The organism is Arenimonas sp., from assembly GCF_035721105.1.
Taxonomy (GTDB): Bacteria; Pseudomonadota; Gammaproteobacteria; order Xanthomonadales; family Xanthomonadaceae; genus Arenimonas.
On the sequence record NZ_DASTNG010000054.1, the window covers coordinates 1 to 22,481 of the forward strand.

Here is a 22,481-nt window from a genome sequence, read left to right on the forward strand (position 1 = left end):
GAGGGCCTGGCCCAACGCATCGTCAACGGCGACGTGCCTGAAACCCTGAGGGACAAGCGCCTGGTAGCCCTGGACATGGGCTCCCTCATTGCCGGCACCAAGTACCGGGGGGAATTCGAGGAGCGGCTGAAGGCGGTGCTGAACGACCTGGCCAAGAACGAAGGCCAGATCATCCTGTTCATCGACGAGCTGCACACCATGGTCGGCGCCGGCAAGGCGGAAGGGTCGATGGACGCCGGCAACATGCTCAAGCCTGCCCTTGCGAGGGGTGAACTGCACTGCATCGGCGCCACCACGCTGGACGAATACCGCAAGTACGTGGAGAAGGACGCCGCGCTGGAGCGCCGCTTCCAGAAGGTGTTCGTGGGCGAGCCGTCGGTGGAGGACACCATCGCCATCCTGCGCGGCCTCAAGGAACGCTACGCCGTGCACCACGGCGTGGAGATCACCGATCCGGCGATCGTCGCCGCCGCCACGCTCAGCCACCGCTACATCGCCGACCGCCAGCTGCCCGACAAGGCCATCGACCTGATGGACGAGGCGGCGAGCCGCATCCGCATGGAGATCGATTCGAAGCCCGAAGAGATGGACCGCAAGGAGCGGCGCCTGATCCAGCTCAAGATCCAGCGCGAGGCGTTGAAGAAGGAGAAGGACAAGGAGTCGCAGCAGCGCCTGGCCGACCTGGAGGCCGAGATCGCCACCCTCGAGCGCGAGTTCAACGACCTCGAGGAGATCTGGAAGGCCGAGAAGGCCACGCTGACCGGCGCCACCAAGGTGAAGGAGCAGCTGGAGCAGGCGCGCCTGGCGCTGGACGCCGCGCACCGCCAGCAGGACTTCGCCAAGGCCAGCGAGCTGCAGTACGGCCGCATCCCCGAGCTCGAGAAGCAGCTGGCCACCGCGCAGGCGGTCGAGACCCAGGGCTTCCAGCTGCTGCAGGACAAGGTCACGGCCGAGGAGATCGCCGAGGTGGTGTCGCGCTGGACCGGCATCCCGGTCAGCAAGATGCTCGAGGGCGAACGCGAGAAGCTGCTCAAGATGGAGGACGCGCTGCACCAGCGCGTGGTCGGCCAGCACGAAGCGGTCAAGGCGGTGTCGGACGCGATCCGGCGCTCGCGCGCCGGGCTGTCCGATCCGAACCGGCCCAACGGCAGCTTCCTCTTCCTCGGCCCCACCGGCGTCGGCAAGACCGAGCTGTGCAAGGCGCTGGCCGGCTTCCTGTTCGACACCGAGGACGCGATGGTGCGCATCGACATGAGCGAGTTCATGGAGAAGCACTCCGTGGCCCGCCTGATCGGCGCGCCCCCGGGCTATGTCGGCTACGAAGAGGGCGGCTACCTCACCGAGGCGGTGCGGCGCCGGCCGTATTCCGTGCTGCTGCTCGACGAGGTCGAGAAGGCGCATCCGGACGTGTTCAACATCCTGCTGCAGGTCCTCGACGACGGCCGTCTTACCGACGGCCAGGGCCGCACGGTCGACTTCCGCAACACCGTCATCGTGATGACCTCGAACCTGGGCAGCCAGCACATCCAGGAGCTCAGCGGCGAGGGCGATGCCGCCTACGTGCAGATGAAGGCAGCGGTGATGGGCTCGGTGCAGGCGCACTTCCGGCCGGAGTTCATCAACCGCCTGGATGAGATCGTGGTCTTCCACCCGCTGGGTCGCGACCAGATCCAGTCCATTGCCCGCATCCAGACCGCCTACCTGTCCAAGCGGCTGGCCGACCGCCAGATCAGGCTCGAGATCGACGACGCGGCGCTGGCCCTGCTGGGCAACGTCGGCTTCGATCCGGTCTACGGCGCACGGCCGCTCAAGCGCGCCATCCAGCAGCAGCTGGAAAACCCGCTGGCGCAGAAGATCCTGGCCGGCGAGTTCGGCCAGGGCGACACCGTGAAGGTCACCGCCGAGGGCGGCACCCTGGCCTTCCTCCGCACCTGACCCCTCCCTCTCCCTGTAGGAGCGCCTTCAGGCGCGAAGCCCTTCGCGAAAAGCTTCGCGCCTGAAGGCGCTCCTACATGGGATTCACGGTGCGCCGGGCAGGCTGGTGCTATGCCCGTCCACCTCGTCTGGTTCAAGCGCGACCTGCGCACCTCCGACCACGCGCCGCTGTGCGCGGCAGCGGGGCGCGGGCCGGTGCTGCCGCTGTACGTGGCCGAGCCGGACTACTGGGCGCAGCCCGACGCCAGCGGCCGACAGTGGGACGCGACCGCCGAGGCCCTGCAGGAACTGCGCGACGACCTGGCCGGGCTGGGCCAGCCGCTGGTCGTGCGCACGGGCGACGTGGTCGAGGTGCTCGAGTCCCTGCATCGCGAACACGGCCTCGCGGGCCTGTGGTCGCACGAGGAAACCGGCAACGACTGGACCTTCGCGCGCGACCGCCGCGTGCTGGCCTGGGCGCGCGCCCGCGGCATCCCGTGGCACGAAGTCCCGAACGGCGGCGTGCAGCGCCGCCTGCGCAGCCGCAACGGCTGGGCCGCGGAGTGGGAGCGCCGCATGGCGCCGGCCCCGCTGCGGCCGCCGGCGCTGGCGCCGCTGCCCGGGGTCGCGCCTGGCCCGATCCCGTCCGCCGAGGCGCTGGGCATCGCGCCCGATCCCTGCCCGGGCCGCCAGCGCGGCGGCCGGCGCCGCGGCGAACGCGCCCTGCAAACCTTCCTGGCCGGCCGTGGCGCCGGCTACATGCGCGGCATGAGCAGCCCGCTCAGCGCCGAGACCCGCTGTTCGCGCTTTTCGCTGGCGCTGGCCACCGGGGCGCTGTCGCTGCGCGAAGTGGTGCACGCCGTGCGCGCCGCCCGCGGCGACGGCGGTCCGGTGCCGGCGCGCGACCTGGCCTCGTTGGAGAAGCGCCTGCACTGGCACTGCCACTTCATCCAGAAGCTGGAAAGCGAGCCGGCGATCGAATTCCGCAACGTGCACCGCGGCTTCGACGGCCTGCGCGAGGACGCGTTCAATCGCGAATGGTTCGGCGCCTGGCAGCGCGCCGAGACCGGCTGGCCTTTCGTCGACGCCTGCCTGCGCTCGCTGCAGCAGACCGGCTGGCTCAACTTCCGCGCGCGGGCAATGCTGGTCTCGATCAGCAGCTACCACCTCTGGCTGCACTGGCCCGAGCCGGCGCGCCAGCTGGCGCGCTGGTTCACCGACTACGAGCCGGGCATCCACTACCCGCAGGTGCAGATGCAGGCCGGCGTCACCGGCATCAATATCCCGCGCATGTACAACCCGGTGAAGCAGTCGCAGGACCAGGACCCGCAGGGTGCTTTCATCCGGCGCTGGCTGCCCGAACTCGAGGCCGTCCCCGACGCCTGGATCCACACGCCCTGGCAGATGGGCACCGCCCAGCAGCGCGCCGCCGGACTGCGCCTCGGCGAGACCTACCCGAACCCCGTGCGCGACCACGAACAGGCCGCCCGCGAGGCCCGGGCGAAGCTGACGGCCTGGAAACGCGCCTACATCGCCCGCGAGGAAAGCCAGCGGGTGTTCGAGAAACACGGCAGCCGCAAGCGCCAGCCGGCGCGCGGCCGCAAGCGCGACGAGGCCCCCCGGGCGCCGCCGCCGCCCGCCGCCCAAGGCGACCTCTTCTAGCCCCCCTTCCACCCCCCTGTAGGAGCGGCTTCAGCCGCGAATCCCTTCGCCGAAAAGCTTCGCGGCTGAAGCCGCTCCTACAAGGGCGGATCCAGACAGACGCGCGGTGTCCGCGGAAGGGCGGAACGGGACATCAGGCGCGGTGTCCGCGGAAGGGCGGCTCGGGACATGCGGCGCGGTGCCCGCGGAAGGGCGGATCGGGACATCAGGCGCGGTGCCCGCGGAAGGGCGGGGCGGAGAGCGCCATCTCGGCCATGCTGTGGGCGAGCTCTTTTTCCGCCAGCACCGCGCCGTCGGCGCCGTGCTTGAGCAGGTGCTTGACCTCGGCGTCGCTGTGGGCGCGCGCGAGGATGGTCAGGCCCGGATTGATCGCGCGCAGGCGCGCCACCACTTCACCCGCCTCGAGCGCCTGCGGGATCGCCAGCACCACCAGCAGGGCGCCGGCGGGGGAGGCCTCGTCCAGCACGCGGGGCGTGGCGGCGTTGCCGCGGATGGCGGGGTAGCCGGCGTCGCGGGCGTCCTGCACCAGGTCGGCGTCGTCATCGATCACCAGCAGCGGCACCGCGCGCTCGCGCAGCAGCTTGGCGATCTCGCTGCCGACGCGGCCGAAGCCGACCAGGATCGCGTGGCCCGCGGTCGGCAGCGCCGGTCCCGGGCGCGGCCGCGGCGCCGGGGCCGGTTCGGCGCGGGCCGCGCGCCGCGCCGCCAGCCCATCGAGCGCGGCGAAGATCAGCGGATTGGCGATGATTGATAGCAGCGCGCCCGCCAGCACCAGGTCGCGGCCTTCCTCCGGCAGGATCGCCAGCGACACGCCCAGCCCGGCCAGGATGAAGGAGAACTCGCCGATCTGGGCCAGGCTGGCCGAGATCGTCAGCGCGGTGCCGCCGGGGTGGCCGAAGGCGCGCACGATGGCGTAGGCCGCCAGCGACTTGCCCACGGTGATGATCAGGAAGGTGGCCAGCACCGGCAGCGGCTGCTGCACCAGGATCATCGGGTCGAACAGCATGCCCACCGACACGAAGAACAGCACCGCGAAGGCATCGCGCAGCGGCAGCGAGTCCGAGGCCGCCTTGTGGCTCAGGTCGCCGTTGAGCAGCATGCCGGCGAAGAAGGCGCCCAGTGCGAACGACACGCCGAACAGCTTGGCCGAGCCGAAGGCCACGCCCAGCGCGATCGCCAGCACGCTGAGCGTGAACAGTTCGCGCGAGCCGAAGCCGGCCACCCGCTCGAGCAGCCACGGGATCGCGCGCTTGCCCACCACCAGCATCAGCGCCACGAACGCGCCCACCTTCAGCAGCGTCCAGCCCAGCGAGCCCATCACGGCGCCGAGGTCGACCTGGCCGGCCCGGGCGCCTTCGCCCAGCGCCTCGGCCAGCGCCGGCAGCAGCACCAGGGCCACCACCATCACCAGGTCCTCGACGATCAGCCAGCCCACCGCGATGCGCCCGCGCCGGGTCTCGAGCAGGCGCCGGTCCTCCATCGCCCGCAGCAGCACCACGGTGCTGGCCACGGACAGCGCCAGGCCGAACACCACGCCCTGCAGGGTCGGCCAGCCCAGGCACCAGGCCAGCCCCCAGCCCAGCGCCGTCGCCACCGTTATCTGGACGATGGCGCCCGGGATCGCGATCGCCTTCACCTCCAGCAGGTCCTCGACCGAGAAATGCAGGCCCACGCCGAACATCAGCAGGATCACGCCGATCTCGGACAGCTCCATCGCCAGGTCGGGGTCGGCGACGAAGCCCGGCGTGAACGGACCCACCAGGATGCCGGCCACCAGGTAGCCCACGATCGGCGACAGGCGCATCCGGTGCGCCAGGCTGCCCAGCACGAAGGCCAGCACCAGGCCGACGGCGAGCAGGGCGATCAGGGGCGTGTCGTGGGGCATGCGGGGGTCCTTGGCGGGCGTCCGGGGCGGGGGCCACCGGACCGCCTGATAGACTACCCGACCCTTGCGCCTGCCCACCCCATGATCGCCTTTCGCAATTTCGCCCTCCGCCGGGGCGAACGCCTCCTGCTCTCACAAGTCGACCTGAGCCTGCACGCCGGCTGGCGCATCGGCGTCATCGGCCGCAACGGCTGCGGCAAGTCCAGCCTGTTCGCGGCGGTGATGGGCGAGGTCGAGGCCGACCAGGGCGACATCGACCTGCCCGGCAAGGTGCGCATCGCCAGCGTGGCGCAGGAAACCCCGTCGCTGCCCGACGCCGCCATCGACTTCGTGCTCTCGGGCGACACCGAGGTGCACGGCATCCTGCTGGCCGAAGCCGCGGCCATGGCCGCCGAGGACTGGGACGGCGTCGCCAACGCGCACCAGCGCCTGGCCGAGATCAACGGCTACGACGCCACCGCCCGCGCCGGCAAGCTGCTGCACGGCCTGGGCTTCCCGGCCGACACCCACTCGCGCGCGGTGTCGTCGTTCTCCGGCGGCTGGCGCGTGCGCCTGAACCTGGCCCGGGCGCTGATGATGCCCTCGGACCTGCTGCTGCTCGACGAGCCCACCAACCACCTCGACCTCGACGCCGTGCTGTGGCTGGAGGCGTGGCTGCTCAAGTACCCCGGCACCCTGCTGATGATCTCGCACGACCGCGAGTTCCTCGATGGCGTCAGTACCCACACCCTGCACCTCAACGACGGCCGCGCCAAGCTCTACGTCGGCGACTACACCAGCTTCGAGCGCCAGCGCGCCGAGCACCTGCGCCAGCAGCAGATCGCGCACGAGAAGTCGCAGGCCGAGCGCGCCCACCTTCAGAGCTTCATCGACCGCTTCAAGGCCCAGGCCAGCAAGGCCCGCCAGGCCCAGAGCCGCATGAAGCGCCTGGCCAAGATGCAGGGCACCGAGGCCGTGCGCGCCGAGCGCTCGTTCCGCATCCAGTTCGCCGAGCCGGCCCGCCTGCCGCACTCCCTGATCCGCCTCAATCACGTCAACGCCGGCTACCGCCCCTCCCCGGTAGGAGCGCCTTCAGGCGCGAAGCTTTTCGCGCCCGAAGGCGCGCAATCGGGCGAAGCCGTCACCATCCTCCACGACGTCGGCTTCGGCCTCGAGGCCGGCGACCGCGTCGGCCTGCTGGGCCCGAACGGCGCCGGCAAGTCGACCCTGGTCAAGACCCTGGTGGGCGAGCTGCCGCTGCTGGACGGTGAGCGCGTGGCGCATCCCGACCTGCGCATCGGCTACTTCGCCCAGCACACGGTCGAGAGCCTGCACGAAGGCCAGAGCCCGCTGTGGCACCTCAAGGAGCTGGCGCCCAACGCCGGCGAGCAGGTGCTGCGCAATTACCTGGGTCGCTGGAATTTCGTCGGCGACCGCGCGTTCGAGAGCATCGACGGCTTCTCCGGCGGCGAGCGCGCACGCCTGGCGCTGGCCCTGATCGCCTACCTCGAGCCGAACGTGCTGCTGCTCGACGAACCCACCAACCACCTCGACCTCGACATGCGCGAGGCCCTGGCCGAAGCGCTGGGCGATTTCCCCGGTGCGATCGTGCTGGTCTCGCACGACCGCCACCTGATCGGCCTGGTCTGCGAAACCTTCTGGCGCGTGGCCGACGGCAAGGTCGAGGCCTTCAACGGCGACCTGGACGAGTACGCGAACTGGCTGCGGGCCCGCAACAACGAGCCGCGCGCGGCCAAGCCCGCCGCCGTCGCCAAGCCGGCGCCGGCGCCCAAGCCGGTGCGCAGCAAGCAGGAAACCGACGCCGCCGCCAAGCGCCTGAGGCAGGTCGAGGCGCGCATCGCCGTGCTGCAGGCCGAGCTCGACGCGCTCGAGGCCCAGCTGGCCGACCCGGCGATCTACGGCAACGACGGCGGCATCGAGGTGGCGCAGCTGGCGCAGCGCCAGGGCGAACTGGCCAAGGAAAAGGACCAGCTCGAGAGCGAGTGGCTCGAGCTCGCGGACTGACGCCCGCCCGCCGTCCGGCGCGGCGCGCGGGTTGATCCCCGGCCCCGTCCCATGTTTCCCTGAAGCCCGGTTCGCACCAGGCAAGGGGTGATGGGAGCGCTGCACACGCTCGACTACGTGGTGTTGGCGGTTTATTTCGCGATCGTCATCGCCGTCTGCGTGCGGGTCACCCGCCGCAGCCCGGACAGCGACGAGCTGTTCCTGGCCGGGCGTACGCTCGGCGCCGGCGTGGTCGGCCTGTCCCTGTTCGCCTCGAACATCTCCTCCACCACCCTGATCGGCCTGCCGGGCGCCGCCTGGAGCTCGGGCATCGCGGTGGCGAACTACGAATGGATGGCGGCGCTGGTGCTGGTGCTCACCGCCGTGTTCGTGGCGCCGTTGCTGCTGGGCAATCGCCTCACCACGATCCCGGAGCTGCTCGAGCGACGTTTCGATGCGCGCATGCGCAAGTACCTCTCGGCGGTGTCGGTGTTCCTGTCGATCGTGCTCGACACCGCCGGCAGCCTGTTCGCCGGCGCGCTGGTGCTGCAGGTGTTCTTCCCGGGGCTGCCGCTGGGCGCCACCATCGCCGCGCTGGCCCTGTTCGCCGGCGTGTACACCGCGGCCGGCGGCCTGCGCGCGGTGGTCTACACCGACGTGCTGCAGTCGCTGGTGCTGCTGCTGGGGTCGCTGGTGCTGGCGGTGCTGGTGTTCGCCGAGTTCGACTACTCCTGGGCCGCGGTGAAGGCCGCGGTGCCCACCGACCACCTGTCGCTGATCCGGCCGCTGGACGATCCCGACCTGCCCTGGCTCGGCACCCTGGTCGGCCTCCCGGTGCTCGGCTTCTACTACTGGACCATGAACCAGTACGTGTCCCAGCGCCTGCTGGGCGCCCGCGACATGCGGGCCGCCGGCGGTGGCGCGATGCTTGCGGCCGGGCTCAAGCTGCTGCCGCTGTTCCTGATGGTGCTGCCCGGCGCGATGGCGATCGCGCTGCTGCCCGACCTCGAGCGCGCCGACGAGGTGTTCCCGCGCCTGCTGGCCGAGTACGCGCCGGCGGGCGTGGTGGGCCTGGTGCTGGCTGGTCTGCTCGCCGCGATCATGTCGAGCGTGGACTCGGCGCTGAACTCGGCCTCGACCCTGCTCACGGTCGACTTCATCCAGCCGCGCCGGCCCGGACTGGATACGCGCGCGCTGGCCAGGCTCGGCCGGGTGCTGACGCTGGCGCTGATGCTGCTGGCGGCGCTCTGGGCACCGATGATCGACCGCTTCCCGGGCCTGTTCTCCTACCTGCAGCAGGCCTTCGCCTACGTCACGCCGCCGCTGGTGGCGGTGTTCGTGCTCGGCTTCCTCGATCGTCGGCTGGGGGCGCGTGCCGCTTTCCGGGCGGCGCTGTGCGGGCATGCGCTCAGCGCCGCGTGGTTCGTGGCGACCCAGCTCGGCTGGCTGCAGGTGCACTTCACGATCGTCGCCGGGCTGCTGTTCGCGGCGACGATCGCCATGGCCTGGGGCTGGCGCGCCGTGCTCGACGACGCGCCCGCGCCGGCGGCACTGGCCGCCGTGGCTCAGGCCCGGGCGGCGCCTTCGCCGCGCTGGCTGCGGCCGCTGGCCACGGCCATGGTCGCGCTGACGCTGGCCGTCGTGTTCGCGTTCCGCTGAGTCCCGGCGGCGCGCACCGCAGCCAGGAAATCCCGGCCCCAGCGGTCGACGTCGTGGTTCTCGACGATGCCGTAAAGCTGCCGCAGGCGACCCTCGGCCTCGTCCGGATCCATGGCCAGGGCCTGCCCCAGCGCGGCGGTCAGGTCGGCCGGGTCGTGCGGGTTGGTCAGCAGTGCGCCCTTCATCTCGGCGGCGGCGCCGGCGAACTCCGACAGCACCAGCACGCCCTTGCCGCCCTCGATGCCCTGGGTGGCGACGAACTCCTTGGCCACCAGGTTCAGGCCGTCGCGCAGCGGGGTGATCCACATGACGTCGGCGGCGGCGTAGTGCGCCACCACCTCCTCGAACGGCAGCGGCCGCGCGAAGAAGCGCACCGGCGTCCAGTCCAGGCGGGAGTAGCGGCCGTTGATGCGGCCCACCGCCTGTTCGATCTGGGTCTGCAGCTGGCGGTAGATCGTCATCTCCTTCGCGGCCGGCACGCACACCATCACCAGCGTCACCTTGCCCTGCAGCTGCGGCTGCGCCTCGAGCAGGCGGTCGAAGGCCTCGAGCTTCTCCAGCGTGCCCTTGGTGTAGTCCAGGCGCTCGATCGACAGCACCAGCTTGCGCGGGCTGATCTCGCGGCGCAGCTTCTCCAGGCTGTTGCGGACGCTGCGCTGCGCCAGCACGTCGCGGATGCGGCCCAGGTCGGTGCCGACCGGATGCGCGCCCAGCCCGACCTCGCGGTCGCCGACCCGCAGGCGCGTGGTCATGGTGTCCAGGCCGACCGCGCAGCCGTAGGTCAGGAAGCGCGGCGCGCAGCCCTGGCGCTCCAGCGTCTCGGTCGGCATCGCGCCGCGCACCACGTCGACGAAGTTCTCGACCTGGCGCGGGATGTGGAAGCCGATGTAGTCGCAGCTGAGCAGGCTGCCGAGGATCTCGCGGCGCCACGGCACCACGTTGAAGATGTCGGCCGACGGGAAGTAGGTGTGGTGGAAGAAGGCGATCTTCAGGTCCGGACGCAGCTCGCGCAGGCGCGCCGGCACCATCCACAGGTTGTAGTCGTGCAGCCACACCGTGGCGCCGTGCGCGGCCTCGGCGGCCGCGGCCTCGGCGAAGCGGCGGTTGACCTTCAGGAACACCTTCCAGTCGTCCTCGCGGAAGCGCGCGCGCTCCCAGAAGGTATGCAGCATCGGCCAGAAGGCTTCCTTCGAGAAGCGCTTGTAGAAGGCATCGACCTCGCCCTTCGACAGCGGCACCCGGGCGGCGGTGAGCCGGGGGTAGCGGTCGACGTCCACCGGCGTGCGCGCCTCGAAGCCCTCGCGCTTGGCGTCGTCCAGCGTCCACGCCACCCACGAGCCGGCCTGGCCGCCCGCGAAGAAACTGAGCAGGCTCGGGATGATGCCGTTGGGCGAGGTCGGCCGGCGGCGCACCAGCTTGCCGTCCTCGATCGCCTCTTCAAAGGGCAGGCGGTGGTAGACCATCACCAGGTCGGATTCGCCGGCGCGGCCGGGTGCCGGCGGCGCCACGTGCGGATCGTTGGCGGGCAGCAGGCCGAAGTGTTCGATCGCCTGCAGGATGCCGCCGCAGCCGGCTTCGCTGGCGTGCAGCACCTGTTCGTGGCGCAGCGTGGCCTCGAGCAGCGCGGGTTCGGACAGGCCGACGCAGACGCCGCGGAATCCGGCGTCGTACATGGACAGGTCGTTGAGGGTGTCGCCAGCGACCAGGATGCGGTCGACCGGCAGCCGGAGCAGCGACGCCAGGGCCTGCAGCGTGCGGCCCTTGTCGGTGCGCGGCGGCAGGATGTCGAGGTAGCGGTCGGCGGAGTACAGCACGGCGCAGCCGAGGGCGCGCGCGGCCGCTTCAATCGCCTCGCGCTGCGGCGCGAGCACGGCGGGGTCGCAGAAGTAGGAGCAGCGGCGCTCCTGCGGCACGTCCTGGCGATGCAGGCCGTCGAAGCCGCGCATGGCGTCGGCGACCACGTGTTCGCCGGGCCAGCGGGCGTCGATGCCCGACTGCAGCGGCTGCAGCGGCTGCAGGGTACGGCCGTCGACGACGGTGGCGCCGACATCGCAGACCAGGTAGTCCGGGCGCGGCAGCGCGGGGTCGGACAGCAGCGGGATCACGGCTTCCAGGCTGCGGCCGGTGACCCAGACCAGGCGGATGTGCGGATGGCTGTCGACCAGCTGGTACAGGCGCTGGCGGTGCCCCGGCTCGCCGGCGAGGAAGGTGCCGTCGAGGTCGGTGGCCAGGACCATCAGGGGTGATTCGGGGTGAGGTGCGTCGAAGGGGGCTGTCTGCTTGCTCAATGTTCTTCCTGGGGTGCGGGGACGTGGGGTGTTTCGGTTTCGGGCAGCAGCGCCAGCGCGGCGGGCGTGGTGCGCAGCATCGGGTGGAACGGCGCCGGGTGGTGGTCGGGGCGGCGGTTGAGCGCCAGGCGGGCGACCAGGAACAGCGCCAGCGCCGCCAGCACCGTCGCGAAGTAGGCCGGCAGCGCGCCGGAGCCGTGCCGCGCCATCAGTTCGCCCGCGAGCATCGGTCCCAGCATCGCGCCGATGCCGTGCACCAGCAGCAGGCTCGAGCAGCCCGACAGCAGGTCTTCGGCGGGCAGGGTGTCGAGCATGTGCGCCACGCTCATCGGGTAGATCGAGAACGCCAGCCCGCCGAAGGCGAAGAACAGCGCATAGATCGCGCCGGCGCCCCAGGCCGCACCGGGCAGCGCCAGCAGCGCCACGCCGGCCGCCGCGGCGCAGGCCAGGGCCAGGCCGATGCGCCGGTCCAGCCGGTCCGACAGCCGGCCCAGCGGCCACTGCAGCAGCGCGCCGCCCAGGATGGTGGCGACCATGAAGTGCGACACGCCGCTGCGGTCCAGCCCGACCTGGCCGGCATACACCGGCCCCAGGCCCCAGAACGCCCCCATCGCCAGCCCGGAGAGGCCGGCCGAGAGGGTCGCCGCCGGCGCCACCGCGTAAAGCCGGCGCAGGCCCAGCCGCGGGTTGGGCGGGAAGGTCGGCTGCGCCAGCCGGGTCAGCGTGACCGGCAGCGCCGAGGCGCAGACCAGGATGGCCACCAGGCTGAACAGCATGAAGCCACCGTCCACGCCCAGCCCCAGCAGCAGCTGGCCCAGCGCCAGCGCGCCCAGGTTCACCGCCATGTAGATGGCGAAGACGCGGCCGCGCAGGGCAGGGTCGGGCTCGGCGTTGAGCCAGCTCTCGATCACCGTGTACAGCGTCACCAGGGCCACGCCGGTGAGCACCCGCAGCACGAACCAGCCCACCGGATCGACCCACAGCGGGTGCAGCAGCACCGCGATCGCGGCCAGTCCGGTGCAGAAGGCGAAGGCGCGCACGTGGCCAATGCGGCGGATCAGCGGCGGCGCTAGGAAGGTGCCGGCCAGGAAGCCGGCGAAGTAGCCCGACATCACCAGGCCCAGGGTCTGTTCGCCATAGCCCTCGAGCCCGCCGCGCACCGCCAGCAGGGTGCCCAGCAGCCCGCTGCCGGTCAGCAGCAGCGCCACGCCCGCCAGCAGGGCGGTTAGGGGAAGGACAACGCGGATCAATGGACTCGCCGGTTCAAGACAGCGGACGATTGTAACATATTGATCTGAATGGAAAAAATCGCCAGCGTTCAGTCACTTGCGGCCGTCCGGCCGGGTTCCGGGCTTGATCTGGGGGCGCGGAACCCCACTAATGCGCGCACTCGGCCTCCGGCCGCACGAGCTTCCGCGACCATGCCCATCTATGCCTTCGAGTGCGCCCAGTGCGGCCACGCCTTCGACCGCCTGCAGAAGCTGTCCGATCCGGACCCGACCGACTGCCCCGAGTGCGGCCAGCCGCAGGTGCGGCGCCAGCTGACGGCGCCCAGCTTCCGCCTGGCCGGCGCCGGCTGGTACGAGACCGACTTCAAGAAGGACGGCGACAAGAAGCGCAACCTGGCCGACGGCGGCACGAAGGCCGAGCCGGCGGCCAAGCCAGCCGACGCCAAGCCCGCGCCCGCCGCCGACTGAGGCCGTTGCCGGGCGCCGGGGCGGCGGGGTAGGGTCGGCCGATGAAGACCCCGACCCTTGCCGCGAGCCTGCTCGCCTCCGCCGTCCTGCTGGCCGCCTGCGCCGGCCGGGACGTTCCCCGCCCCGACACCGGCGCCTCGCTCGGCCTCGCCGAGCCGCTGCCGCCGCCGTCGATGTCCGACCCGGCGGTGCAGGTCGCCCCGGTCGATGTCTTCTTCGCCGCCATCGCCAGCCACTGCGGCCAGGCCTTCGAAGGCCGGGTGCGGGTGGATACGCCGGCCTCGCCGGACGACGCCTTCAGCGGCAAGACCCTGGTGATGCACGTGCGCGAGTGCGGCGCCGACGAGATCCGCATTCCCTTCCACGTCGGCGAGGATCGTTCGCGGACCTGGGTGCTGACCCGCACCGCCGGCGGCCTGCGCCTCAAGCACGACCACCGCCACGAGGACGGTAGCGCCGACGCGGTCACGATGTACGGCGGCGACACGGCCACGGCCGGCACCGCCAGCCGCCAGGCCTTCCCGGTGGACGCGGACTCGATCGCCAACTTCCAGCGCGAAGGGCTCACGGCCTCGCTCAACAACACCTGGGCCATCGAAATCGTGCCTGGCCGGACCTTCGTCTACGAACTGTCTCGGCCCAACGGGCGCTTGTTCCAGGTGGAATTCGACCTCAGCCGCCCGGTGCCGCCGCCGCCGGCGCCCTGGGGCCGCGAAGCCCTCGCTGACTGAAGCCGCGCGCCCGTCCCATCGGGCCGGGCGCGCGGGTCGTCCCGATCAGCGCCGCGGCGCGAAGCGCGCGCGGCAGCCGTTGTCCACCCACAGCGCGCCGCCGCGGTAGCCCCAGTCGCGGCCCGCGTCGCAGCGGTGCCGCGACAGGCGCTCCACCAGCACCGGCGGCCCGTAGCGGGTGTTCCAGGCGCAGGTGGTGTAGCGCTCGTCGTTGCTGGAGCAGGTGACGCTGTAGCCCGTGTCCGGGCCTCCGCCGGCCCGCTCGGCGAATTCGGCGCGGCAGCCGTGGTTCACCCAGACGCGCCCGCGCAGCTGGCCCCAGCTGCGGCCCTCGACGCATTCACCGCGCGAGAGCTTGCGCACCACGTAGGCGCGGCCCCGGAAGTCGGTGGCGCATTCCCGGTAGCGCTGCTTGATGCTTTCGCAGACCACCCGGTCGCTGCCGCCACTCCCGTCCCCGCCGTTGCCGGGCGGGCGACCGCCGCCGGCGTTCCCGCGCAGGGACTGGGCGATGTCGGTCTTGATGCGGCTGAAGGTCCAGCGCGACTGCCGCACCTGGTCCAGGTAGAAGCGCAGCTGGTCGTCCGGGATCCGGCGGCCGTTGGACTGCTCTTCGTACTCCAGGGCGATCACCCGCTCCTGGTCCCGGGGCGAGAGCTGCCAGAGCTGCTCCGGGGCGTAGGCGCGGGGCGCGGCCTGGGCCGCGGCGGGGGCGGGCAGGGCCGCGGCGGCGGCCAGCGAGAAAACCAGGACCAGCAGGCATCTGACCATGTGATTCTCCGGAAGGTTGGGCGGCGTTCCGCCCCGGGACTGTAGCGCCGCCCGGGGGCCGCGGCGTGACGGCCGCCAATTTGCCGGCAGCGGCCCGTGGGCCCTAAAATCCCCGGTCTTCCGCCGCCCGTCCGGGGCCCGGCGTTACCCTTCGGAGCAAGCATGCGCAGCCATTTCTGCGGCCTCGTGGACGAGTCCATGATCGGCCAGACCGTCACCCTTTGCGGCTGGGCCGACGTCGCCCGCGACATGGGTGGCCTGTGCTTCATCGACCTGCGCGACCACGAGGGCATCGTCCAGATCGTGGCCGAGCCGTCCGCGGACGCCGGCAACGCCGCCGTGGTCGCGGCCGCCGCGAAGGTCGGCTACGAGGACTGCCTGCGCATCACCGGCGTCGTGCGCGCGCGCCATTCGGTCAACGACAAGATCCGCACCGGCAAGGTCGAGGTGCTGGCGACGCAGATCGAACTGCTCAACAAGGCCGAGCCGCTGCCCTTCCACGCCCACGAGAACGCCGGCGAGGACGTGCGCCTGAAGTACCGCTACCTCGACCTGCGCCGCCCCGAGATGCAGAAGATGATGCGCACGCGCATCCGGCTGGTGCAGGCGCTGCGCCGCTGGCTCGACGCGCGCGGCTTCCAGGACATCGAGACGCCGATCCTGACCAAGGCCACGCCCGAGGGCGCGCGCGACTTCCTGGTGCCGGCGCGCATGCATCCGGGCGAGTTCTACGCGCTGCCGCAGTCGCCGCAGCTGTTCAAGCAGATCCTGATGGTGGCCGGCTTCGACCGCTACTACCAGATTGCCCGCTGCTTCCGCGACGAGGCCCTGCGCGCCGACCGCCAGCTCGAGTTCACCCAGCTGGACATGGAGTTCGCCTGGGTGCGCGAGGCCGACGTCCAGGACGCGGTGGAAGGGATGATCCGCGAGGTGTTCAAGGAAGTGATCGGCGTCGAGCTCGACGCGAGCTTCCCGCGCCTGACCTGGGCCGAGGCCATGCGCCGCTTCGGTTCCGACAAGCCCGACCTGCGCAACCCGCTGGAGCTGGTCGACGTGGCGGAGCTCGTCAAGGACTGCGAATTCAAGGTGTTCACCGACGCCGCCAACGACCCCGACGGCCGCGTCGCCGCCCTGCGCATTCCCGGCGGCGCCGCGCTCAGCCGCAAGCAGATCGACGAATACGCCGCCCACGCCGCCAAGTACGGCGCCAAGGGCCTGGCCTACGCCAAGATCGACGAGGCCGGCGCGGTGAACTCGCCGATCGCCAAGTTCTTCGCCGAGGACGCCTTCGCGGCGCTGCTGGCGGCCACCGGCGCCGGCAAGGGCGACATCGTCTTCTTCGGCGCGGGCGCCTACAACAAGGCCAGCGACTTCATGGGCGCGGTGCGCCTGAAGGCCGGCAAGGACTTCGACCTGGTGGCCAACGACTGGAAGCCGCTGTGGGTCACCGACTTCCCGATGTTCGAGTGGGATCCGGAGGAGGCGCGCTACGTCGCGCTGCACCATCCGTTCACCGCGCCGGCCATCGACGACATCGCCGAGCTCAGGGCGAACGCGAAGATCGCGGTCTCGCGCGGCTACGACATGGTGCTCAACGGCAACGAGATCGGCGGCGGCTCCATCCGCATCCATCGCAGCGACATGCAGAGCGCGGTGTTCGACCTGCTGGGCATCGGCGCCGAGGAGGCCGAGGCCAAGTTCGGCTTCCTGCTCGACGCGCTGCGCTTCGGCGCGCCGCCGCACGGCGGCATCGCCTTCGGCATCGACCGCATCGCCGCGCTGATGGCCGGCACCGAGTCCATCCGCGACGTCATCGCCTTCCCCAAGACCACCACCGCGCAGTGCCTGATGACCGGCGCACCGTCGCCGGTGCCCGAGGCGCAGCTGGCCGAAGTGCACGTGCGCGCCGTGCCCAAAGCGCCCGCGGCCTGAACCCGAACGGCGCCAGCGGCCACGTCATCCTGCTCCACGGCGTGTGGATGCGGGGCCTGACCATGCTGCCGCTGGCGCGTCGACTGCGCGCCCGCGGCTTCAGCACCGAGGTGTTCGACTACGCCAGCCTGCTGAAGGGGCCGGCGCCTTCGGTCGACCGGCTGGCCGCGCGGCTGCTGGCACGCCGCGACGGCCCGGTGCACCTGGTCGGCCACAGCCTGGGCGGCCTGGTGGCGCTGGAAACCGCCTCGAGCTGGGCCGGCCTGCCGCCGGGCCGCATCGTCTGCCTGGGGTCGCCCCTGGCCGGCAGCGGCGCCGCCCGCGGGATGGCCCGCCACCACCTCGGCGGCCTGCTGGGCCGCAGCGCCCGGCTGCTCAAGAGTGGGCTCTACACGCTGCCGGGCGGCCGCGAAGTCGGCGTCGTGGCCGGCGCCCGGGCGACCGGGCTGGGCAAGCTGTTCGGCGGCTTCGACGGGCCCAACGACGGCACCGTGGCGGTCTGGGAGACCCGGCTGCCGAACCTGGCCGACCACCGCGTGCTGCCGGTCAGCCACACCGGGATGATCTTCTCGGCCGAAGTGGCGGCGCAGGTCGCCGGATTCCTGTCCGACGGCCGCTTTCCCGCCTGAGCCCGGCCTGCCGGCGCCGCGCCGGCCCTATAATCACCGCATCGAAATCACCGCATTGCATCGAGGGGTTGGGTTCCATGGGCAGACTGATGGCCATCGAAGGGCGCAAGAACGCCCAGGACGCCAAGCGCGGCAAGGTCTTCACCAAGATCATCCGCGAGATTTCCACCGCGGCCCGCCTCGGCGGCGGTGACCCCAAGGGCAACCCGCGCCTGCGCACGGCCGTCGACAAGGGCCTGGCCGTGAACATGTCGCGCGACGTGATCGAGCGCGCCATCAAGAAGGCGACCGGCGAGCTCGAGGGCGTCAGCTACGAAGAGATCCGTTACGAGGGCTACGCGCCCGGCGGCGTCGCGGTGATCGTCGACTGCCTCACCGACAACAAGGTGCGCACCGTGGCCGACGTCCGCCACGCCTTCAACAAGTGCGGCGGCAACCTCGGCACCGACGGCTCGGTGGCCTTCCTGTTCAAGAAGCTGGGCGTGCTCAGCTTCGGGCCCGGCAGCAGCGAGGACGCGATCACCGAGGCGGCCATCGAGGCCGGCGCCGACGACGTGCAGTCGTTCCCGGACGACGGCCTGGTCGAGGTGCTGTGCGCGCCCGAGTCCTTCGAGGCCGTGAAGGCGGCGATGGCGGCGGCCGGCTTCACGCCGCTCGAGGCCGAGGTGACGATGCGCGCCGAGAACGACATCAAGGTCGAAGGCGACGTGGCCCTGCAGGTCAAGAAGATGCTCGACATGCTCGAGGACCTGGACGACGTGCAGAGCGTCTACTCCAACGCCGACCTGGGCGACGTCGCCTACTCGTGACCCGCATCCTCGGCATCGACCCGGGCTCGCAGCGCACCGGCATCGGCCTGATCGACGTCGACGCCACGGGCAAGTGCGCCTACGTGCACTGCCAGGCGCTGAACCTGCTGGTGGACACCGAGGATTTCCCGGCGCGGCTGGGCAAGCTGGTGTTCGACCTCGAGGAAGTGCTGGAGACCTGGTCGCCGACGGTCGTGGCGATCGAATCGGTGTTCATGGACAAGTCCGCCACCTCGGCCCTGAAGCTGGGCCATGCGCGCGGCGCCGCCATCGCCACCGTGGTCAGGCGCGGCCTGTCGGTCAGCGAATACGCCCCGCGCCTGATCAAGCAGTCGCTGGTCGGCAGCGGCGCCGCCGACAAGACCCAGGTCCAGCACATGGTCCGCCTGCTGCTGAACCTGGGCGACAAGAAGCTGCAGGCCGACGCCGCCGATGCCCTGGCCGTCGCGCTCACCCACGCCCACACCAGCGCCACCGCCGGCCGCACCGGCCTGGCCAGCGCACTGCTCCGGAGACGTCGATGATCGGCCGCCTGAAGGGACTGCTCGTGTACAAGGCGCCGCCGGCGCTGATGGTCGACGTGGGCGGGGTGGGCTACGAGCTCTCGGCGCCGATGAGCACCTTCTACGACCTGCCGGACGTGGGCCGCGAGGTCACGCTGTTCACCCACTACGCGGTGAAGGAAGACGGCGTGGCGCTGTTCGGCTTCCTCACCGAGGCCGAGCGCCGGCTGTTCCGCGAAGTGCAGAAGGTGACCGGCGTCGGCGCCAAGATCGCGCTGGCGGTGCTGTCGGGCGCCAGCGTCGATGACTTCGCGCGGCTGGTGCAGTCGGGCGACATCACCGCGCTGTGCCGCATCCCCGGCATCGGCAAGAAGACCGCCGAGCGCATGGTGGTCGAACTGCGCGACCGCGCCGCCGACTTCGCCGGCGGCGCCGCCACCGTGCTGGCGGGCAAGGGCGGCGCCATCCCGGCCGACCCGGTCACCGAAGCCTCGGTGGCCCTGACCCAGCTCGGCTACAAGCCGGCCGAGGTCCAGCGCATGCTCAAGCAGGCCGAGCCCGGCGACAGCGCCGAGGACATCATCCGCAAGGCCCTGCGCTCCATGCTCCGCGGCTGACGCCGCAGTCCTTGCCCACGGGGCCCGCCATGACCCACCCATCCCACGAGGGCTCCCCGACGCCCCGCACCTGGCCCCTGGTGGTCGGTGCGGTCGGCGTCGTCTTCGGCGACATCGGCACCAGCCCGCTTTACACGCTCAAGGAGGCGTTTGGCCCGCACTATGGCATCGAGGCCAATCCGGCGAACGTGCTCGGCGTCCTGTCGCTGGTCCTGTGGTCGCTGCTGCTGGTGGTGTCGCTCAAGTATGTCGCCCTGCTGATGCGCGCCGACAACCGTGGCGAGGGCGGCATCCTGGCGCTCACCGCGCTGGTGCAGCGCAGCCTGCCGGTGGCCGCGCCGCTGTCGTACACGGTCGGCATCCTGGGCATCTTCGGCACGGCGCTGTTCTTCGGTGATGGCGTGATCACCCCGGCGATCTCGGTCCTGTCGGCGGTCGAGGGGCTGGAGGTGGCGGCGCCGGAACTCGGGCACCTGGTGCTGCCGATCACGCTGGCCGTGCTGGTGGCGCTGTTCGCGATGCAGAAGCACGGCACCGAGCGGGTCGGGCGCATCTTCGGGCCCATCACCTGCCTCTGGTTCGCGGTGCTGGCCTTGCTGGGCCTGGTGGAAATCGTCCAGAACCCGGCTGTGCTGCAGGCCGTCAATCCGGCCTGGGCCGCGCGCTTCTTCCTCGAGCATGGCGTGCTGGCCTGGCTGGCGCTGGGCGCGGTGGTGCTGGCGGTGACCGGCGGCGAGGCGCTGTATGCCGACATGGGCCATTTCGGGCGGTTCCCGATCCGGCTGGCCTGGTGGTGCGTGGTGCTGCCGGCGCTGCTGCTGAACTACTTCGGGCAGGGCGCCTTCATCCTGTCCCATCCCGGCCAGGTGGCCAATCCGTTCTATGAACTGGTGCCGGGCTGGGCGCTCTACCCGGTGATCATGCTGGCCACCGCCGCGACGGTGATCGCGTCGCAGGCCCTGATCTCGGGCACCTTCTCGGTGGTGCGCCAGGCCATCCAGCTGGGCTATCTGCCGCGCATGGCCATCGTGCATACCTCCGATCGCACCGAAGGCCAGATCTTCATCCCCCTGGTGAACCGGGGCATGCTCATCGCCGTCGTGGCGGTGGTGCTGGGCTTCGGCAGTTCCAGCCAGCTCGCCATCGCCTACGGCGTGTCCGTCACCGGCACGATGCTGATCAGCACGATGCTGCTGGTGATCCTGGCGCGCGTGCGCTGGCGCCTGCCGGGGTGGCAGGTGTGGCCGCTGGCGATGCTGTTCATGGTGATCGAGGCGGCGTTCTTCTCGGCCAACGTGATCAAGTTCGTCGAGGGCGCCTGGTTCCCGCTGGCGCTGGGCGTGGTGGCCTTCGCGATGATGCGGAGCTGGCGCCGCGGCCGCGAACTGCTGCGCAAGGTCACCGATCGCGACAACCTGCGTATCGAACAGTTCGTGGGCAACCTGGTGGCGCATCCGCCGCTGCGGGTGCCCGGCACCGCGGTGTTCCTGACGCCGTCGAACCAGTTCATGCCGCCGGCGATGCTGCACAACCTCAAGCACAACAAGGTGCTGCACCAGCGCAACGTGCTGCTGAGCGTGGAGATCCTGGGGGTCCCCCGCGCCGAGCCGGCCGAACGGGTGGTCTGCATCGACCTGGGCCACGGGTTCAGCCGGCTGACGCTGCGCTTTGGCTACCTCGAGGACCCGGACGTGCCGCGGGCGCTGCGGCAGTGGCAGATCCCCGGCGCGCCGTTCGAGCTGATGGAAACGACCTACTTCGCCAGCCGCGAGTCGCTGACCGCCCGGCCGGGGCAGGGCATGGCGCTCTGGCGGGGCAAGTTGTTCCTGTTCATGGCGCGCAACGCCACGCCGGCGACCGAGTTCTTCCACATCCCCGGCAACCGCCTGGTCGAGCTCGGGACCCAGGTCGTGATTTGACCGCGCTGCGCGGAAAGCGGCGGATTCCCTGCCATAATCGGTCGCCATGGAAGACACCCGCGTCATCGCCCCCGGCGCCACCCGCGAAGACGACCTGGCCGAGGCCAGCATCCGGCCCAAGCGGCTGGATGACTACCTGGGCCAGCAGCCCGTCCGCGAACAGCTCAAGATCGCCATCGAGGCCGCCAAGGGCCGCGGCGAGGCCATGGACCACGTGCTCATCTTCGGGCCGCCGGGCCTGGGCAAGACCACGCTGAGCCACGTCATCGCCAACGAGCTGGGCGTGAACCTGCGCACCACCTCGGGCCCGGTGATCGAGCGCGCCGGCGACCTGGCCGCGCTGCTGACCAACCTGCAGCCGCACGACGTGCTGTTCGTCGACGAGATCCACCGCCTCTCGCCCGTGGTCGAGGAAGTGCTGTACCCGGCCATGGAGGACTACCAGATCGACATCATGATCGGCGAAGGCCCCGCGGCCCGCTCGATCAAGCTCGACCTGCCGCCCTTCACCCTGATCGGCGCCACCACCCGCGCCGGCCTGCTCACCGCCCCCCTGCGCGACCGCTTCGGCATCGTCCAGCGGCTGGAGTTCTACAGCGCCGAGGAGCTGACCCGCATCGTCCGCCGCTCGGCCACGATCCTGGGCATCGAATGCGCCCCGGACGGCGCCGGCGAGATCGCCCGCCGCGCCCGCGGCACGCCGCGCATCGCCAACCGCCTGCTGCGCCGGGTGCGCGACTTCGCCCAGGTCCGGGCCGGCGGCACCATCACCCGCCCGGTGGCCGACGAGGCCCTGGCCATGCTGAAGGTGGACGCCGAGGGCTTCGACACCCTCGACCGCCGCATGCTGTCGATGATCATCGAGAACTTCGAGGGCGGCCCGGTCGGCGTCGAGTCCCTGGCCGCCGCCCTGAGCGAGGAGCGCGGCACCCTCGAGGACGTCATCGAGCCCTACCTGATCCAGCAGGGCTACCTGGTCCGCAGCGCCCGCGGGCGCATGGTCACCCACCGGGCCTACACGCACCTGGGCCTGAAGCCGCCCCGCAAACCCGCGCCCCCCGACCTGTTCGAGCCATGAGCGGCGCGCCGTTCAGCTTCCCGATAAGGGTTTACTGGGAGGATACCGACGCTGGTGGGGTGGTCTACCACGCCAGCTACGTGCGATTCCTCGAACGGGCCCGGACCGAATGGCTCCGGACCCTGGGAATGGGGCAGCAGGACCTGCGCGAAAGCCAGGACCTGGTGCTGGTGGTCCGCGCAATGCAGCTCGATTTCCACCAACCCGCCCGGCTCGACGACGAACTGCTCGCCAGCGTCGTCGTCACCGAGCGGCGCAACGCCAGCCTGCTGATCGAGCAGGTGATAACCCGGGGCGACCAGGCCCTGGTCCGCGCGACGGTTCGCGTGGCCTGCCTGGTGGCCTCCAGTTTCCGCCCACGTGGCCTGCCCGACTGGCTGGCCGTGGATTCCACGTAACCCGGA

Annotated in this window: 18 protein-coding genes; 14 read left to right on the top strand and 4 right to left on the bottom strand. The window is 71.2% G+C overall.

What is annotated here, in order from left to right; all coding sequences use genetic code 11:
* A partial coding sequence (locus tag VFQ84_RS07990) for an AAA family ATPase (protein WP_325131002.1) occupies positions 1–1,935 on the top strand: 1,935 nt, incomplete at its 5' end.
* Positions 1,936–2,046: 111 nt separating this feature from the next.
* The gene (locus VFQ84_RS07995; protein WP_325131003.1) at positions 2,047–3,576 is read left to right on the top strand and encodes an FAD-binding domain-containing protein; all 1,530 of its coding nucleotides are present in this window, start codon (positions 2,047–2,049) and stop codon (positions 3,574–3,576) included.
* Positions 3,577–3,781: 205 nt separating this feature from the next.
* On the opposite strand, the gene ybaL is transcribed toward VFQ84_RS07995, so the two are convergent.
* Positions 3,782–5,461: a YbaL family putative K(+) efflux transporter gene (gene ybaL / locus VFQ84_RS08000; protein ID WP_325131004.1), complete on the bottom strand. Its 1,680-nt coding sequence runs from the start codon at positions 5,459–5,461 to the stop codon at positions 3,782–3,784.
* 81 nt (positions 5,462–5,542) lie between these two features.
* Here ybaL and abc-f point away from each other — a divergent pair, with 81 nt between their 5' ends.
* Positions 5,543–7,465: a ribosomal protection-like ABC-F family protein gene (gene abc-f / locus VFQ84_RS08005; protein ID WP_325131007.1), complete on the top strand. Its 1,923-nt coding sequence runs from the start codon at positions 5,543–5,545 to the stop codon at positions 7,463–7,465.
* Positions 7,466–7,555: 90 nt separating this feature from the next.
* Entirely contained in the window at positions 7,556–9,103 is a 1,548-nt protein-coding gene (locus VFQ84_RS08010; protein WP_325131009.1) for a sodium:solute symporter family transporter, read from the top strand.
* Here VFQ84_RS08010 and ggpS read toward each other — a convergent pair.
* Positions 9,010–11,340, bottom strand: a complete 2,331-nt coding sequence (ggpS, locus tag VFQ84_RS08015) for a glucosylglycerol-phosphate synthase (RefSeq protein ID WP_325131011.1) — start codon at positions 11,338–11,340, stop codon at positions 9,010–9,012. The genes VFQ84_RS08010 and ggpS overlap by 94 nt on opposite strands.
* A gap of 47 nt (positions 11,341–11,387) precedes the next feature.
* Entirely contained in the window at positions 11,388–12,638 is a 1,251-nt protein-coding gene (locus VFQ84_RS08020; RefSeq protein WP_325131071.1) for an MFS transporter, read from the bottom strand.
* 174 nt (positions 12,639–12,812) lie between these two features.
* Between VFQ84_RS08020 and VFQ84_RS08025 the strand changes: the two genes are divergently transcribed.
* Together VFQ84_RS08025 and VFQ84_RS08030 are read left to right on the top strand one after the other, a co-directional pair.
* Entirely contained in the window at positions 12,813–13,088 is a 276-nt protein-coding gene (locus tag VFQ84_RS08025; RefSeq protein WP_325131013.1) for an FmdB family zinc ribbon protein, read from the top strand.
* A gap of 41 nt (positions 13,089–13,129) precedes the next feature.
* Complete coding sequence (locus tag VFQ84_RS08030) at positions 13,130–13,819, top strand: hypothetical protein (RefSeq protein WP_414637014.1); 690 nt, start codon at positions 13,130–13,132, stop codon at positions 13,817–13,819.
* A 45-nt stretch (positions 13,820–13,864) separates the two neighbouring features.
* Here VFQ84_RS08030 and VFQ84_RS08035 read toward each other — a convergent pair whose 3' ends face one another.
* A complete protein-coding gene (locus VFQ84_RS08035; protein WP_325131015.1) occupies positions 13,865–14,590 on the bottom strand; it encodes a DUF3011 domain-containing protein in 726 nt (241 codons plus the stop codon).
* 162 nt (positions 14,591–14,752) lie between these two features.
* Here VFQ84_RS08035 and aspS point away from each other — a divergent pair, with 162 nt between their 5' ends.
* The 8 genes from aspS to ybgC all read left to right on the top strand — a co-directional run bounded on the left by aspS (position 14,753) and on the right by ybgC (position 22,475).
* Positions 14,753–16,522, top strand: a complete 1,770-nt coding sequence (aspS, locus tag VFQ84_RS08040) for an aspartate--tRNA ligase (protein WP_325131017.1) — start codon at positions 14,753–14,755, stop codon at positions 16,520–16,522.
* 47 nt (positions 16,523–16,569) lie between these two features.
* Complete coding sequence (locus VFQ84_RS08045) at positions 16,570–17,151, top strand: esterase/lipase family protein (protein ID WP_325131019.1); 582 nt, start codon at positions 16,570–16,572, stop codon at positions 17,149–17,151.
* Between the two features lie 77 nt (positions 17,152–17,228).
* A complete protein-coding gene (locus tag VFQ84_RS08050; protein WP_325131021.1) occupies positions 17,229–17,960 on the top strand; it encodes a YebC/PmpR family DNA-binding transcriptional regulator in 732 nt (243 codons plus the stop codon).
* The gene (ruvC, locus tag VFQ84_RS08055; RefSeq protein ID WP_325131023.1) at positions 17,957–18,484 is read left to right on the top strand and encodes a crossover junction endodeoxyribonuclease RuvC; all 528 of its coding nucleotides are present in this window, start codon (positions 17,957–17,959) and stop codon (positions 18,482–18,484) included. Before VFQ84_RS08050 ends, ruvC begins: the two co-directional genes overlap by 4 nt.
* Positions 18,481–19,080, top strand: coding sequence for a Holliday junction branch migration protein RuvA (gene ruvA / locus VFQ84_RS08060; RefSeq protein WP_325131025.1), 600 nt, complete (start codon positions 18,481–18,483; stop codon positions 19,078–19,080). The genes ruvC and ruvA overlap by 4 nt, the downstream gene beginning before the upstream one ends.
* A gap of 29 nt (positions 19,081–19,109) precedes the next feature.
* Entirely contained in the window at positions 19,110–20,999 is a 1,890-nt protein-coding gene (locus VFQ84_RS08065; RefSeq protein ID WP_325131027.1) for a potassium transporter Kup, read from the top strand.
* Between the two features lie 46 nt (positions 21,000–21,045).
* Complete coding sequence (gene ruvB / locus VFQ84_RS08070; protein ID WP_325131029.1) at positions 21,046–22,077, top strand: Holliday junction branch migration DNA helicase RuvB; 1,032 nt, start codon at positions 21,046–21,048, stop codon at positions 22,075–22,077.
* Entirely contained in the window at positions 22,074–22,475 is a 402-nt protein-coding gene (gene ybgC / locus VFQ84_RS08075; protein WP_325131031.1) for a tol-pal system-associated acyl-CoA thioesterase, read from the top strand. Before ruvB ends, ybgC begins: the two co-directional genes overlap by 4 nt.
* Positions 22,476–22,481: the final 6 nt, after the last annotated feature.

Coding starts and splice junctions, on each gene's coding strand:
- ybgC (WP_325131031.1), top strand. CDS start 22,074: ATGAGCGGCGCGCCGTTCAGCTTCCCGATAAGGGTTTACTGGGAGGAT.
- ybaL (WP_325131004.1), bottom strand. CDS start 5,461: ATGCCCCACGACACGCCCCTGATCGCCCTGCTCGCCGTCGGCCTGGTG.
- VFQ84_RS08035 (WP_325131015.1), bottom strand. CDS start 14,590: ATGGTCAGATGCCTGCTGGTCCTGGTTTTCTCGCTGGCCGCCGCCGCG.
- abc-f (WP_325131007.1), top strand. CDS start 5,543: ATGATCGCCTTTCGCAATTTCGCCCTCCGCCGGGGCGAACGCCTCCTG.
- VFQ84_RS07995 (WP_325131003.1), top strand. CDS start 2,047: ATGCCCGTCCACCTCGTCTGGTTCAAGCGCGACCTGCGCACCTCCGAC.
- VFQ84_RS08065 (WP_325131027.1), top strand. CDS start 19,110: ATGACCCACCCATCCCACGAGGGCTCCCCGACGCCCCGCACCTGGCCC.
- VFQ84_RS08030 (WP_414637014.1), top strand. CDS start 13,130: ATGAAGACCCCGACCCTTGCCGCGAGCCTGCTCGCCTCCGCCGTCCTG.
- VFQ84_RS08025 (WP_325131013.1), top strand. CDS start 12,813: ATGCCCATCTATGCCTTCGAGTGCGCCCAGTGCGGCCACGCCTTCGAC.
- ruvA (WP_325131025.1), top strand. CDS start 18,481: ATGATCGGCCGCCTGAAGGGACTGCTCGTGTACAAGGCGCCGCCGGCG.
- aspS (WP_325131017.1), top strand. CDS start 14,753: ATGCGCAGCCATTTCTGCGGCCTCGTGGACGAGTCCATGATCGGCCAG.
- VFQ84_RS08045 (WP_325131019.1), top strand. CDS start 16,570: ATGCGGGGCCTGACCATGCTGCCGCTGGCGCGTCGACTGCGCGCCCGC.
- ruvB (WP_325131029.1), top strand. CDS start 21,046: ATGGAAGACACCCGCGTCATCGCCCCCGGCGCCACCCGCGAAGACGAC.
- VFQ84_RS08050 (WP_325131021.1), top strand. CDS start 17,229: ATGGGCAGACTGATGGCCATCGAAGGGCGCAAGAACGCCCAGGACGCC.
- VFQ84_RS08010 (WP_325131009.1), top strand. CDS start 7,556: ATGGGAGCGCTGCACACGCTCGACTACGTGGTGTTGGCGGTTTATTTC.
- ggpS (WP_325131011.1), bottom strand. CDS start 11,340: ATGGTCCTGGCCACCGACCTCGACGGCACCTTCCTCGCCGGCGAGCCG.